Origin of the sequence: Spirillospora sp. NPDC052269 (genome assembly GCF_040679435.1) — a bacterium.
Lineage (GTDB): Bacteria > Actinomycetota > Actinomycetes > Streptosporangiales > Streptosporangiaceae > Spirillospora.
This window is the reverse complement of record NZ_JBFAUU010000007.1, coordinates 200,735-214,680: the sequence shown is the minus strand read 5'-3', so window position 1 is coordinate 214,680 and position 13,946 is coordinate 200,735. Positions and strand designations below refer to the sequence as shown.

Genomic DNA, 13,946 nt, shown 5'->3' with positions numbered 1-13,946 from the left:
GGCCATCTAGCCCCGGCGCCCCCTGGAGCGCCGGGACGGCTCCGATCTGGGGCGCCACGGGGGCGGCGCCTGAGGAACACCGAAGACCGGTACCGTCCCCGGGTGCGGGATGTCCGCCGCCGCGATCTGCGCGGCGGTGCGCTGTTCGGCGCGGACGGGCGTGGACGGCCATGCGGACCGGTCCCGGGCGACCTCGGCGAGGTGCCGGGAGACCGTTCTCGCGGCGGCGGCCTGAGCCCGCTGGCGGGTGAGCTGGTAGAAGTCGTGGATCGCGTCGACGAGGGCCTGGAGAGCGGACGCGAGCGCGGCGAGGATCTCGCGGCCAGGGCCTTCTCCCGTCGAGGCGACGCCCAGGACGCGGGCCATGCCGCGCAGCCGCTCCCCGGCGGCCGTGCGTGGCGGGATGCGGCCGTGGGGCGGACGGGCCGCGCGGTCGTAGGCGTCCGCGGCCCGGCCGAGAACCGGATCGCCAGTCGCGAGGGCGACGGAACGGAAGAGGTCGGCCGTGGCCCAGCACGCATCGCGGACGGCATCGGGGTCGATGACGATGTCGCGGCGGATCTCTTCGGTGGCGAAGGCCGCCGCCCGGGCGGCGTCCCGGTAGATCGCACGGTATTCGTCGTCCGATGGCTCGGCGTCGCGCCAGAACTCGCCGGCGGCGGCTCGGCGGAGCGAGGCCCGCAGGTAGGCGCGGACGGTCAGCGCGTCCAGGCCCCGTCCGGACACCGGCGGGACGGCCGCGGGCCAGCGGGCGCGGAGCTTGGGCAAGGTCAGATCGGCGGCCAGTTTGGCGCCTCCGAACCAGACCGGCGATCCGGCGGCGGACCGGTAGTCCGGCAGCGCGACCGCATACCCGACCACCTGCTCCGGGTTCTCCCGGCTGTTCCGATGCCGCACCAGCACTCCGGATTCGCCTAGCCGCTCGAAGAAGTCGCGCTCCGTCCGCGCGATGGCGGCCGCCTCCTGGACGTGACGGCGCAACGTCGCGCGGGGGTGTTCCGTCCGGCCCTCGCGCCGGGCCCTCTCCATCTCACCGCGCGTGGGGCCGGGGGCGGCCGTCCGTTCGAACGGCGCGGACCACCGCAGCCCCAGCTCGTCCTCCACCGCACGGCAGCCGTCCCGGACCAGGCGGGCGCTCTTCCAGACGTCCGGCCGATGCCCGTCGACGCAGGCCAGCATGGCGACCACGTGGATGTGGTCCACGGCGTGCCGGACGGCCACCCAGCGGACGGCGTCCGGATCGCCCACCGGCGCGAGCCCGACGCGGTCCATCATCCGGCGCGCGATCCGGGCCCACTGCGCATCGGTCAGGACCGGATCCTCGGGCGCGGCCCGCAGCGACAGGTGCCATACGGGCTTCCTATAGTTCCGCTCCCCCAGCAGCTTCAGCGGCTGGTTGAGCAGCGTGCCGAGCGGGCGCAGGTCACGCCTGCCGTCCGGCCGCCGTACCGGCTCCAACTCGGCGGGCGAGCGGAACCCCGCGACGATGTGCGCGTCGCGAGGCCTGCCTTCGGCATCGGGACCGAACAGGTACCGCAGGAGTCCTTCCACCCGGGTGCCCCGCCCGAGTTTGCCGATCACGCCGCGCGCTCCGTCCGCGTCGTCATGGCAGGCGGCGGCAGATCTCGTCGGCGAGCCGGTCGAGTCGGTCCACCAGGCGGGTGCACGATCGCGCGCAGGCATCGAGCCGCCGCGCCGGATCGTCCGAACACGTTGTGGCGGACGCCCGGTCGAGGGCCTCCCCCAAGCGCCGGACCCGCTCACCGGCGCGCATGAACTCCCTCAGCGCCGCACGCCGCTCGGCGTGGGCGGGGTCCCGGAGCCCCTTCGCCTCGGCCAGCGCCGCCCGCGCGACGAAGGCGGCCATGGACAGGTTCGAGCGGGACGAGCCCTCCCGGATGATCTCGGACTCCGGCTCGGACAGCGTGATGTTGAGCCTCTTGCTCCGTCGCGGCGACTGGAGTCCGCGCCGGTTCCGGTCAGTGCCGGGCCGCCTCTTCGGCACCTGCTCGTGCTTCGGCCCACCGGGCTCGCTCATGAAGGAACTCCGTCATCAGAAGGGAACTGATCATCTGGCATTCCTTCCTGTGAGCCCGGCTGCGGATGACGCGCACAGAGATGAAGCAGCGCGCTGTGCGCTCCATACTCGCCCAGCCATCACTTATAGTCAACGAACTGGAGCGCGGAGTCACTGCGGGATCGGCCTCATTCGCCGGTGAGGCCGTCGATGGCCTCTCGGAGGAGGTCGGCGTGGCCGTTGTGGCGGGTGTACTCCTCGATCATGTGGAGGTAGACCCACCGCAGGGTCAGCGTGCCGCCCCTCCCGGGGAACTCCTCGTCCAGCGAGCGGCCTCGCGCGGTCTGCCGGGCCAGCTCGACCTCACGGGCGTGTGCGGCGAAGTCCTCCTCCGCGCCGTCCGGGTCGGCGAGGTCGAAGTCGCCGTCCGGATGGTCCGGCGAGCAGTAGAGGTCACCGACCTCGTCCTGCCCGTCGAACCTGCGCCGGAACCACCACCGTTCGTTCTCCGCCAGGTGCCGCACGAGGCCGAGCAGCGTCAGGTTCGTGCTCGGCAGCGGCTTCGACGCGAGTTGCTCCCCGGTCAGCCCGGCGCACTTGAGCAGCAAGGTGGCGCGATGGAAGTCCAGGTAGGCCTCCAGGGTCGCGCGCTCGTCTCGGGCCGGCGGGAAATTTCCGCGATCAACCGCGGGTGCAGTCCAAGTCATGGCGGCCAAGGGTCGCCCATGAGCGCCGCAGAATCCACCGGATTTCGGCGGCGGGACGGTGGTGGTCAGGCGGTGCGGGTGCCGGCGGCCAGGAAGAACGGGAGGGCGACGAACAGGCGGTCGGCGCGTGCCCTCTCGGCCTGCTCGTCGAGCCAGGCGCCTTCGGCGATGCCGGCGAGCACCGGCAGGACCCCGGCGCCCGTCCAGACGAACGTGTGGACCTCGACGGTGACGTCGGTGAAGCCGTTGTCCAGAAGGAGGTTCCGATAGCGGCGGGCGACCCGCGGGTTGGGCAGGCGGTCCGCGCGGGCATGGACGAGGGTGCGGACGAGTTCGGGGTCGTCGGAGTCGATCACGAACGTGTCCCAGTCCTGGCCGACGAGGACGGCCCTGCCGTTCCTGGCGAGGACTCGGCGGGCTTCGGCGACGGCTCGTTCGGGCTCGGCCAAAGCGTGCAGGACCTTGTCGGCGCGGTACCCGGTGACCGAGCCGTCCTCCAGGGGCAGTGCGGTGGCTTCGGCGACGTGGAACTCGCCCGCGGGCCAACGTTCGGCGGCGGCCTCGACCATGGCAGGGTCCAGGTCGACGCCGATGGCCCTCACGCCGCGGGCGGCGAGCTCGCCGACGGCGCGTCCGGCGCCGCAGCCGACGTCGACGACGGCGTCGCCGAGCGCTTCGTAGGTTCGTTCTCGCAGGTCACGGGCCTTGGGTAGGTCGTCGAAGGCGTCGAGGAGCGTCAGCAGCGTGGACATGGCTGAGATTGTGCGACTTAATGCCGACATGAAGTCAATCGGCGAAGTGGCGGCCCGGTTCGGGCTGCCGACGCACGTGCTGCGGTACTGGGAGGCGGAGGGACTCCTGAAGCCCGCCCGCGCGGGCGACCGCCGCCGCTACTCCGACGCGGACCTGCACCGGGTGGCGGCGATCCTGATCTCGAAGGAGGCGGGCTTCGAACTCGCCGACATCCGGACGATGCTGGCCGCCCGGTCCGCGGCGTCCCGCCGTGAGGTGGCGGAGCGGCAGCGCGCGAGGTTGCGGGAACGGATCGCCCGGGCGGAGGCCGCGCTCCACATGCTCGAAGGCGATTGCACGCACGACGACATCATGGCGTGCCCGCATTTCCGGGGCCTCCTGGCGGATCGCCTGGAGAACGGTGCCCATTCGACGGGAGTCCACGACGAGGACGGGTAGAACGAGAACGTTTCCGGCGAGCGAGGAGTGGCGATGGCGGCGACCGAGCCCGGGGTGCCCATGCCTGCCAGCCGCATCGGAAACGGGCATCCGCTCGCGCTCACCCTCATGACTCTCACGCTGGTCAGCGGGTTCGTCGACGCCGTCTCCTATCTGGGGCTCGGGCGTGTCTTCACCGCGAACATGACCGGCAACGTCGTCCTTCTCGGATTCGCGGCGGCGGGCGCTCCCGGGTTCTCGGCCGGGCGTTCGCTGGCCTCATTGGCGGCCTTTCTGGTCGGGGCGGTCTGCGCCGGACGCGCCGAGGCGTTCTTCCGGGAGCGGTCCCGGGTCCAGTGGGTCCGGAGCACGCTGGTCGCGGAGGCCGTCCTTCAGATCATCGCCACGATCGTGGCGTTCACGGCCGACGCCGAGTACGTGCTCATCATCCTGCTGGCCCTGGCCATGGGGCTGCGCAACGGCACGGTCCGGAAGCTGGGCGTCCCGGACATGACCACGACCGTCCTCACCCTCACCCTGACCGGGATCGCGTCCGACTCGTCCCTGGCCGGTGGGAGCAATCCCCGGATCGTGCGGCGGGTCCTGGCCGTCGTCGCGATGCTGGCCGGGGCCTTCGCCGGAGCGGCGCTGCTCCGCGGGCCCGGGCTCGCCTGGAGCCTGGCCGCCAGTACCGTGCTGGTCAGCGCCGCGGCCGTGGCCTACCGCGAACGCCTCTGACACTCGACGGCACAATGGCCGGTGACGGTCACGGGCGGCGGGTCGGGGCGGGCGGCGGGCGGGGGAAAGTGTCGGTGCGGGCCGGGAGGATGGTCCCGTGACTTCTGCTGCGATCACTGAGATCTCCGACGAGGCCGCCTACACCGCGGCCGTGCAGACCGCGCTGGACGCGGCGGACGCGTACTACGGGGACGGGACGTCCACGCTGGACGACGACGACTACGACCGGCTGGTGCGGGGCATCGCCGCCTACGAGGCCGCGCACCCCGAGCTGGTGCGGGCCGACTCGCCGACCGGCAAGGTCGCCGGCGGCGCGGTGGTCGGGGACGTTCCGCACACGGTCCCGATGCTGTCGCTGGACAACGTGTTCGGCGCCGAGGAGCTGGCCACGTGGACGGCGGGGCTGGAGCGGCGGCTCGACCGTCCGGTCGGGCAGTGGAGCGTCGAGCCGAAGCTGGACGGTCTGGCGATCTCGGCGCGGTACGTGGACGGACGTCTCGTCCAGTTGGTCACGCGGGGCGACGGCGCGGCGGGCGAGGACGTGTCGCACGGCATCAGCAGCGTCCTCGGGCTGCCGCGCGAGCTGGCCGAGCCGGTCACGGTGGAGGTCCGCGGCGAGATCCTGATGACGACCGCGCAGTTCACGGCGGCCACCGAGAAGCGTGTCGCGGCGGGCGGGACGCCGTTCGCCAACCCCCGCAGCGCCGCCGCCGGGTCGCTGCGGGCTCAGGACCGTCCCTACTCGGTCGAGATGACGTTCTTCGGCTACGGGGCGCTGCTGCTTCCGGCCGACGCCGGGTTCGGCGCGGGGACCACGGGCGATCTCGCCGAGCGGCTTCCGGAGCTGGCGCACAGCGAGGTCATGGCCCAGGTGGAGGCGTGGGGGGTGCAGACGACGTCGGGCACGCCGGTCGCCGCGTCCACGGCGGACACGCTGGAGGCCGTCCAGCGGCGGGTCGAGCAGATCGCCGAGGCCCGCGCCGACCTGGAGTTCGGCATCGACGGCATCGTCGTGAAGGCCGACCTGGCGGCCGACCAGCGGCAGGCCGGGTTCTCGTCCCGCGCGCCGCGCTGGGCGATCGCCTACAAGCTGCCCGCCGCCGAGAAGATCACCAAGCTGGTGGGCGTGGAGTGGAACGTCGGCCGCACCGGCATCATCGCGCCGCGCGCCATCCTGGAGCCCGTCGTCGTCGACGGCGTGACCATCACCTACGCGACGCTGCACAACGCCGCCGACATCGCGCGCCGCGGCCTGATGCTCGGCGACAGCGTGACGGTGTACCGCGCGGGCGACGTGATCCCGCGCGTGGAGGCGCCGGTCGTCCAGCTCCGGACCGGTGAGGAGACGCCGATCGCGATCCCCGAGGTGTGCCCTCGCTGCGGCGACGGGATCGACTCCTCGCAGGAGCGGTGGCGCTGCGTCCGCGGACGGGCCTGCCACGCGGTCGCCTCGATCCGGTACGCGGTCGGACGGGACACGCTCGACATCGAGGGCCTCGGCGAGAAGATCGTCGACCAGCTCGTCGACGCCGGGCACGTGGCCGACTTCGCCGACCTGTTCACCCTGGAGCGCGAGCAGCTCCTCGGGCTGGAGCGGATGGGCGAGACCAGCACGGCCAACCTGCTCGCCGCGATCGAGGCGGCCAAGGCCAAGCCGCTGAACAAGGTGTTCTGCGCGCTGGGCGTCCGCGGCACCGGGCGGTCGATGTCGCGGCGCATCGCGCGGCACTTCGGCACCATGGACGCCATCCGCGCCGCGGACGCCGAGGCGCTGGTGGAGGTCGACGGGATCGGCCCGGAGAAGGCCCCGGTCATCGTCGCCGAGCTCACCGACCTCGCCCCGCTGATCGACAAGCTGGTCGCCGCCGGGCTCGAGATGACCGAGCCGGGAGCGCCCCTTCGCAGCGTAGCCGGGGAGGCGGGCGAGACCGACGTGGAGGACGAGACCGACACGTCCGCGCCGCCGCTGCACGGTATGACCGTGGTCGTCACGGGAGCGATGACCGGCGCGCTCGCCGAGCTGTCCCGCAACGAGATGAACGAGCTCATCGAACGCGCGGGCGGGAAGTCGTCCTCGTCGGTGTCGGCGCGCACGTCCCTGCTGGTCGCCGGGGAGAAGGCGGGATCGAAGAAGGCCAAGGCCGAGGGGCTCGGCGTCCCGGTCGCCACGCCGGAGGAGTTCGCCGACCGCGTCCGCGACCTGCTGTGACCTGGCCGCCCGGCTCCCCCTCGGAGCCGGGCACGACCGGAGTCCGGCGCGACCGGAGTCCGGCGCGACCGGAGCCGACTCGGTGGACGCCGAACGCGACCGGCGCCTTTACGGCGGATCTGCTTCAACTCCGGCATATGCGGACGAGATCGGTAGGGTCGTCCGTCATGACTCCCACCGACGACCAGGTCCGTGAGCTCGTCCGCCGCTTCGTGACGCTCGACATGACCGGATGGGACGACGCGGCGTTCGACCGCGCCCTGGTCCATCTCGGCTGGAGTCCGAGGCAGGACGCCGTCGAGGAGCGCTTTCCGGGGTCCGGGGATTACGACACCGGTCTCGGCACGGGGTACGGGTCCTGCTACCGGCATGGCGCGGGCGACGAGCCCTGCGTGGCGCACGAGTTCCCGGCGCTCGGCGACGAGGAGGCCGAGACCGCCGCGCGCATGCTCGTCGGCGCCCTGCGGTCCCACGGCGTCGACTTCGACGACCTCTGGCACGAGCTCATCTCGGCGCAGCCCGATCTGCTCGGCATCGGCATCCCGACCCGCCGCGGCGCCCGCTTCTGACGCCGGGCGGCCCGCCGCCGCGTCCCACCGCCACCGCACCTCACCGCCTCCGGGCGTCGCGGCGGCCTCGTGACTCTCGCACGCCCGCATACTTCGCATGTCCACACATACACATACATAGATGCATGTAGGACACTCCTAGCCCTGTACCCCAGTTGTCAGTAAAGGGGTGATTTGTGTTTTCCTTCTCGGCGGACGTTCCGCTCCCCCCGTCGAAAGGAAGCGCCCGTGATCCGAGCACGAGCCGCACTCGCCCTTGTCGCCGTCGCCACTGCCGCGACGGCCTGCACGTCCTCCACGGGCGACGCTCCGCGCTCGAAGGCGGGCGAGGTCGCCGCGTCCACGCAGGTCGACCACGTGCCCTGCGCCGACCATCTCAAGCCGAACGCGACCTACCACGCGAACGGCGCGAGCTACTACACCGACTCCAAGGGCCGGCCCGAGCGCGCGGAGGCCACCAATCTGAAGTCGAGCGTCGCCGACCGCGGCAGCTGCCAGGGCAAGGCGGGCCACATGTCCGGCACGACCGGGTACGACGGCGGCCACCTCATCGCCGCGACGCTCAAGGGCGTGGACGAGCGCTACGACCTCGTCCCGCAGTGGGCCAGCCTCAACCGGGGCCTGTACGAGCGCATGGAGGCCGGGACCAAGCGCTGCCTGACCAAGCCCGGCGGCAAGATCCTGCACTACCGGATCAAGGTCACCTACGCGAACGCCACGACCCTGACCCCCAACCGCTACACCACCGACATCCAGGTCGGCACCACCGGCCACAGCGCGCAGACCATCAAGCTCACGATGAACAACCGCGCGCTCACCACGACCGAGAACACGCAGCTGCGCGGCCAGCTGGACAAGAGCCTGACCGCCGCCGGATGCAAGTGACCTGATCCCGGACCACGACGGCGGACGCCCCGGCACACGCCCGGGCCGTCCGCCGTCGGCGTCTCGGCGGCCACATCCCCCACGGCACGAGCCGCTTCGCTCACGCGTCCAACGACTCATGAGGTTCGACGCGTCCGGCATCAGGGTCGTCACCGCGTTCGAGGCGATTCGCCTCCACCCGCGGGCGTACTTCGGAATGACGCTCGACGACCCCGGGCTGCCGGGCATGGCGCTGTCCCTCGCCGTCCAGGAAGCGCTGCTCGAAGAGCCCGTCGACGCGCCGCTGCACGTCAAGGTCGCCATCGAGGGCCCGCACCGCTTCAGCGTCGAGGACGACGGCCCCGGGCTCCCCGTCGAGCCGCTGGGCCCGAACCGCACACCCGCGATCACCGAACTGATGACGACGCTGTACGCCGGCCGCCCCAAGGGCCGAAGCCGAACGGGAATGGCACCGGTGAACGCCCTGTGCACCGAGGTCGTCGCGGACGTATGGCGCGACGGCCGCCACTATCGCCAGCGCGTCGACCGAACCGCCGAACATCTCCCCTTGGACGTCCTCGAGGAATCCGACCGGCACGGCACCCGAGTGTCCTACCGCCTCAACGACTCCTACCTCTCCCCCACGGCGGAGCTCCCCCGTGACGTCGCCCCCATGCTGAGCGGCCTCTTCAACCTCCCCCAACACCCACCACACGTCCCCCGCCCCGTCCCCGGAACCACCATCGAACTCCACGACCTCCGCCACGACACCCGAGCGCGGTGGAGCCGGTAGAAGATCCGTCGTCGGCGACGTCCAGGCGTGACTGAGCCCCCGGTGTCGGGGCCGGGGGCTCGGTCACGTCACCGCCCGAGGGGGCGAGCTAACGGGCGGGCGTTCCTGGGGTCCTCCGCGTCCCTGTCAGCGGAGGAAGTGGTGGCTCCGGTCGAGGTGTCCGCGGGCCTTGAGTTCGGCGCGCAGCGGGATGTCGTCGTCCCACACGCCCGACTCGAGGGTGAAGCCGAAGTGGCTGGCGGCCTCGTCGCCGTCGCCGAGGAGCTGGCGGCGCAGCGGGCTCAGCGACCGCCACCACGCGCTGCGCCGGTCGATCGCGATGTCGTCGCGCCAGCGGATCCAGCGGTAGGTGTAGCAGAGGAAGACCATCTTCCTCGTGATCGCGGACTGGTTGGGCGACCGCGAGTGCCACAGGCGGCGGTCGAACACGAACGCGTCGCCGGGGTTCGCGGTGATCTCGACGGCGCCGGGCGGACGCGGGTACTCGCCGTCCGGGCCCGGCTCCGTCCGGTCCAGGGTGTTGTCGTGCTGGCTCCCCGGCAGGACGAGGGTGCCCCCGCGGCCCTCCTCCGCCAGGTCGCTCAGCACGTACGCCACCTTCATCGAGAACATCGGCCGCGGCTCCATCTCCAGGTCGGCGTTCTGCCGGTAGCCGTCCTGGTGCCAGCTCCACTTCGGCGCGGGCCGTTCGAGCGCGGGCGGGTTGACGTCGATGTGGCTGTGGTGGACGTAGATGTTCCAGCCCAGGTGTCCCCACAGGTGCGGGAACGTCGTGGGCAGGTCCAGCAGCTCGGTGAACGCCTCGTCACGGAACATCGCGCCGAGCACGTGCATCGAGCCGTTGTCCCCGAGGCGTCCGGCCCGGCCCTCGGACTCGTAGACGCGGTCGACGGCCGCCTCGATCCGGGCCCGCGCCGCCTCGTCCAGGGCGTTGCGGACCAGCAGGTAGCCCTGCTCGGCGAAGGTGCGGCGGCTGTCGGCGTCGATCGGCGCGAACCGGTCGGCCGGCTCGACCCGGTCGGCCTTCTCCTGGTTCAGCGTGTCGGGCATGGGCGTCTCCGCGGACGGATCGGTGGCGGCTCCCCGATGGCGCCGCCGGACGAGGCGTCACTCAAACCGAAGGCCGTGAAGAACCCGTGAAGAACCCGTGCGAAAACGATCTTTCTCCGCTCGGGCGGATCGTCCGGTTGGCCCGGTAGGTATGGTCCTGATCATGTGGACGGCCGCCCGGATCCTGCTCGCCGAAGACGATCCCAAACAGGCCCGCCTGATCCGGGTCTACCTGGAGCGGGAGGGACACCGCGTCACCGCGGTCGGCGACGGACGCCAGGCCCTCGAACAGGCCCGCGCGCTCCGTCCCGACCTGCTCGTCCTGGACGTGATGATGCCGGGCGTCGACGGCCTGGACGTGTGCCGGATCCTGCGCGCCGAGTCCTCGGTCCCGATCCTGCTGCTGACGGCCCGCTCGACCGAGGACGACCAGCTCCTCGGCCTCGACCTCGGCGCCGACGACTACCTGACCAAGCCGTTCAGCCCCAGGGTGCTGACCGCCCGCGTCCGGGCCCTGCTCCGCCGCGCGGGCGCCGGGAAGGGCGCGGAGACGTCCGCCGAGGTCCTGCGCGTCGGGGACCTGGAGATCGACCCGGACCGGTTCGAGGTGCGGATCGCCGGACGGAAGGTGGAGCTGACCGCCAAGGAGTTCGGGATCCTGCAGACCCTCGCGGCCGAGCCCCACCGGGTGTTCACCCGCGCGCACATCCTGGAACTGGCCTTCGGCTTCGACCACCACGTCCTCGAACGGACCGTCGACGCCCACGTCATGAACCTGCGCCGCAAGATCGAGGACGACCCGGCCGACCCGGTCTACGTGACCACGGTCTACGGCCGCGGCTACCGCCTCGGGCCCCTCGCCGACCGGTCCCGGCCCGAGCACGGCCCGGCGGAGGCGACCGGCGAGCGGTCGGGCTGAGGACGTGTCCTGGGGGTTCCGCGCGCGGGTGTTCGTCGTCGTCGCGCTGGTCGCGGCCGCGGCGGTGGGGGCGACCGCGTGGCTGACCGTCCGGGCCACCCGCGCGGAGTTCGCCGAGTCGGCGGCCGTCGAGAAGCGGGTGGTGGACGGCGTCTACGACACGCTGAACGTCTACGGGGTCAAGCACGGCACCTGGGAGGGGGTGGTGGGGCCGGTCGTCCGGCTCGGGCGGAGCACCGGCCAGCGGATCCGGCTCACCACCCTGTCCGGCGAGGTGGTCGTCGACACCGACACCGAGGCGGCCCGGACGGCGCGTCCGGTCACCCGGCGGCCGTCGGGCGCGCTGGACCCCCGGCAGATCATCCTGCGCGCCGACGGCGAGACCGAGACGGCGCTGCCGGCGGGTCCGTCGGGCGCGGACACGGCCGGTCCACCGCTGAAGGCGTTCCAGGCCCGGATCGCCTTCTACCGCCAGGCGCTGCGCCTCCGGGCGTGCCTCACCCGCCGGGGCGGCCTCGACCTCGACTCGGTCGAGGCCGCCCGCTGGCCGAAGGACACGCTGAGGAGCGGCGTCCCACCGGGCTTTCCCAGCGAAGCGGTCCACGGCTGCGTGCGGCTGAGCGGCAACAGCGTCGCCGAGCTCGGCGGCGACGACCGCGCGACCGAGAACTGTCTCGTCCTGCTTCGGCGCGACCCCGCGACCCGACCGACGAACGCCCCTGGGAGCGCCCGGAAGAACACCCCGGCGGGCGGTTCCGCGAACCGGCCCGCGGCTCCCCCGACCACGGTCTCCAGGGCATCGCCGTCCACCGAGGTCCAGGCCTGCGCCGAGCAGATGCTGCAGCAGCGGCTGGAGGGGGTCGCGCCCGAGCCCCTGCTGCTGTGGCTCGGGTACGGGCAGACGACCGGGCAGCGGACGTTCCAGCCCGCCCGCGTGATCACCGCGGCCGTCGTGGTCGCCGTGCTCGTGATCGCCTGCACGCTGCTGCTGAGCCGCCGGGTGCTCGCCCCGATCGGGGCGCTGGCCGCGGCGGCGCGCCGGCTCGGGGCCGGGGACCTGTCCGAACGGGTCGCCGTGCGCGGCCGGGACGAGATCGCCGAGCTGGCCCGGAGCTTCAACCGCATGGCCGACTCGCTCCAGCGCAGCGAGGAGGCGCAGCACCGCATGGTCAGCGACATCGCACACGAGCTGCGCACTCCGCTGGCCAACATCCGCGGCTACCTGGAGGCGCTGCACGACGGCGTCCTTGAGCCCGATCCCGACCTGGTCCTGTCACTGCTGGAGGAGGCGGTGCTGCAGCAGCGGCTCATCGACGACCTGCAGGACCTGGCGCTGGCCGAGTCGGGCGCGCTGCGGATGCTCCGCACGCCCCTGGACGTCCGGGAGCTGCTCGAGACCAGCCGGGTGGCGCATCGGGCGGTCGCCGAGTCGCACGGCGTGGAGCTCGGCGTCGCGGCGGACGTCGTGCCGCCGGTCAACGCCGATCCGGACCGGCTGCGCCAGGTCATCGGCAACCTCGTGACGAACGCGCTGGCCGCGACGCCGCCCGGCGGGACGGTCACGCTGCGCGCCTCGTCCGCCGGCGGTGTGGTGAAGATCCAGGTCGTCGACACCGGACGCGGCATCGCCCCGGACGAGTTGCGGAACGTGTTCGACCGCTTCTGGCGGGCGGACTCGGCGCGGGGCCGGGCGACCGGCGGACGCGGCCTGGGGCTGTCGATCGCGCAGGGGATCGTCCAGGCCCACGGCGGGAGCCTCGTCGCCGAGAGCGAGCCCGGCCGCGGCTCGACCTTCACCATCGTCCTGCCGCGAGCGGACGCGCGGACCGAGCCGGAGTGAACACGCGCGGACTGGCTGCGATAGGGGCGTGCGCGCAGGTCCGGGGCGGGGACGCGCGCTGGGCCGGGGTGAGGACGCGCGCTGGGCCAGATGAGGGAGCGTGGCGGGGGGACACCGGGTGCCGTCGATGGGGCCTCGGGCACCCGGTCGGCGTCCGTGACGGACGCCCTATCCGATCAGGCGGATCGTGTTAGCGCTTGCCGTGGTAGCGGTCCCACAGGGGCTTCATGCCCGAGGTGTAGACCACGACGTTCCCGTCGTTCTGGACGGCGAGCCAGGTGGGCTTGCGCCACGTGTGCGTGGACCAGAGCGCCTTCTTGCTCTTGCTGTAGACGACCAGGTTGCCGTCCCCTTGCATGACCGTGTACGCGCCGTTGTTGCCCGACGTGCCGGTGTGCCACGCGAACTTGCCGTAGCGGTACAGGGCCAGATCGCCGTTCGGCTGCATACGGAGCTGCCAGGCCCCGTTCTGAGACCTGACCGTCTGGTACTGGTACAGCGTCACACCGCTCGACAGCGTGGAGATCCAGTGGTAGCTGGACCAGAGCGGGGTCTTGCCCGTGTAGACGACGGCGTTGCCGTCGTTCTGCATCGTCAGGTACGCACCGTGCGCACCGGGGCGGCCCGACGTGTGGCTGCTCCAGTACCTGTGGCTTCCCTTGGCGACGACCAGGTCACCGTCGGTGCGCATGGTCGCGACCGAACCCTTGACCCAGGTGTGGGAATTCCAGATCGCCTTGGACCCCCGGTAGACGACCAGGTTGCCGTCGGCCTGCATCGCCAGCTTGTAGCCGCCGTTGGGCGAGCGCAGGTACTGCCCGGCCTTGAGGGTCTGGCCGGACTTCAGCACCGAACGCACCGCGCTCGCCTCGACACGAGGCTGCGCGGACTCGGCGAAGGCGGGCACCGCGGACGTGACGGCGGCCGTCGCCAGCGTGGCCGCGGCGAGCGCGGTCAGCTTGATCTTCATCTGTTGAACGAAACCCTTCTGTCGCTGATGTCGCGTGGAGCACGGATGTGACGTGCGAGGACGATCTTCGGTTCATGGTCTTCGAAATCAAAATCGAGTC

14 protein-coding genes are annotated in these 13,946 nt (G+C 72.2%); 8 read left to right on the top strand and 6 right to left on the bottom strand.

Annotated elements, in window-relative coordinates; all coding sequences use genetic code 11:
* Nucleotides 1-6: 6 nt before the first annotated feature.
* From AB0L06_RS17120 to AB0L06_RS17105, 4 genes are all read right to left on the bottom strand, one after another.
* Entirely contained in the window at nucleotides 7-1,581 is a 1,575-nt protein-coding gene (locus AB0L06_RS17120) for a relaxase/mobilization nuclease domain-containing protein (protein WP_500231967.1), read from the bottom strand.
* Between the two features lie 22 nt (nucleotides 1,582-1,603).
* Nucleotides 1,604-2,038: a hypothetical protein gene (locus AB0L06_RS17115; protein ID WP_500231966.1), complete on the bottom strand. Its 435-nt coding sequence runs from the start codon at nucleotides 2,036-2,038 to the stop codon at nucleotides 1,604-1,606.
* A 167-nt stretch (nucleotides 2,039-2,205) separates the two neighbouring features.
* Nucleotides 2,206-2,724: a DinB family protein gene (locus tag AB0L06_RS17110; protein ID WP_500231965.1), complete on the bottom strand. Its 519-nt coding sequence runs from the start codon at nucleotides 2,722-2,724 to the stop codon at nucleotides 2,206-2,208.
* Between the two features lie 65 nt (nucleotides 2,725-2,789).
* The gene (locus AB0L06_RS17105; RefSeq protein WP_500231964.1) at nucleotides 2,790-3,476 is read right to left on the bottom strand and encodes a methyltransferase domain-containing protein; all 687 of its coding nucleotides are present in this window, start codon (nucleotides 3,474-3,476) and stop codon (nucleotides 2,790-2,792) included.
* A gap of 28 nt (nucleotides 3,477-3,504) precedes the next feature.
* Here AB0L06_RS17105 and AB0L06_RS17100 point away from each other — a divergent pair, with 28 nt between their 5' ends.
* The 6 genes from AB0L06_RS17100 to AB0L06_RS17075 all read left to right on the top strand — a co-directional run bounded on the left by AB0L06_RS17100 (nucleotide 3,505) and on the right by AB0L06_RS17075 (nucleotide 9,067).
* The gene (locus AB0L06_RS17100; protein WP_500231963.1) at nucleotides 3,505-3,915 is read left to right on the top strand and encodes a MerR family transcriptional regulator; all 411 of its coding nucleotides are present in this window, start codon (nucleotides 3,505-3,507) and stop codon (nucleotides 3,913-3,915) included.
* Nucleotides 3,916-3,948: 33 nt separating this feature from the next.
* Nucleotides 3,949-4,632 (top strand): YoaK family protein, encoded by a 684-nt coding sequence (locus AB0L06_RS17095; protein ID WP_500231962.1) that lies wholly within the window; start codon nucleotides 3,949-3,951, stop codon nucleotides 4,630-4,632.
* A gap of 97 nt (nucleotides 4,633-4,729) precedes the next feature.
* Nucleotides 4,730-6,841 (top strand): NAD-dependent DNA ligase LigA, encoded by a 2,112-nt coding sequence (gene ligA / locus AB0L06_RS17090; RefSeq protein ID WP_500231961.1) that lies wholly within the window; start codon nucleotides 4,730-4,732, stop codon nucleotides 6,839-6,841.
* Nucleotides 6,842-7,008: 167 nt separating this feature from the next.
* Nucleotides 7,009-7,410, top strand: coding sequence for a hypothetical protein (locus AB0L06_RS17085; protein ID WP_500231960.1), 402 nt, complete (start codon nucleotides 7,009-7,011; stop codon nucleotides 7,408-7,410).
* A gap of 228 nt (nucleotides 7,411-7,638) precedes the next feature.
* Nucleotides 7,639-8,295: a DNA/RNA non-specific endonuclease gene (locus tag AB0L06_RS17080; RefSeq protein WP_500231959.1), complete on the top strand. Its 657-nt coding sequence runs from the start codon at nucleotides 7,639-7,641 to the stop codon at nucleotides 8,293-8,295.
* 118 nt (nucleotides 8,296-8,413) lie between these two features.
* A complete protein-coding gene (locus AB0L06_RS17075; RefSeq protein WP_500231958.1) occupies nucleotides 8,414-9,067 on the top strand; it encodes a hypothetical protein in 654 nt (217 codons plus the stop codon).
* Nucleotides 9,068-9,193: 126 nt separating this feature from the next.
* Here AB0L06_RS17075 and AB0L06_RS17070 read toward each other — a convergent pair whose 3' ends face one another.
* Nucleotides 9,194-10,117, bottom strand: coding sequence for a phytanoyl-CoA dioxygenase family protein (locus tag AB0L06_RS17070; RefSeq protein ID WP_500231957.1), 924 nt, complete (start codon nucleotides 10,115-10,117; stop codon nucleotides 9,194-9,196).
* Between the two features lie 163 nt (nucleotides 10,118-10,280).
* On the opposite strand from AB0L06_RS17070, the gene AB0L06_RS17065 reads away from it, so the two are divergent.
* Together AB0L06_RS17065 and AB0L06_RS17060 are read left to right on the top strand one after the other, a co-directional pair.
* Nucleotides 10,281-11,036 (top strand): response regulator transcription factor, encoded by a 756-nt coding sequence (locus tag AB0L06_RS17065; protein ID WP_500231956.1) that lies wholly within the window; start codon nucleotides 10,281-10,283, stop codon nucleotides 11,034-11,036.
* 4 nt (nucleotides 11,037-11,040) lie between these two features.
* Entirely contained in the window at nucleotides 11,041-12,876 is a 1,836-nt protein-coding gene (locus AB0L06_RS17060) for a sensor histidine kinase (RefSeq protein ID WP_500231955.1), read from the top strand.
* Between the two features lie 190 nt (nucleotides 12,877-13,066).
* Here AB0L06_RS17060 and AB0L06_RS17055 read toward each other — a convergent pair whose 3' ends face one another.
* Nucleotides 13,067-13,846, bottom strand: coding sequence for a hypothetical protein (locus tag AB0L06_RS17055; protein ID WP_500231954.1), 780 nt, complete (start codon nucleotides 13,844-13,846; stop codon nucleotides 13,067-13,069).
* Nucleotides 13,847-13,946 lie beyond the last annotated feature (100 nt).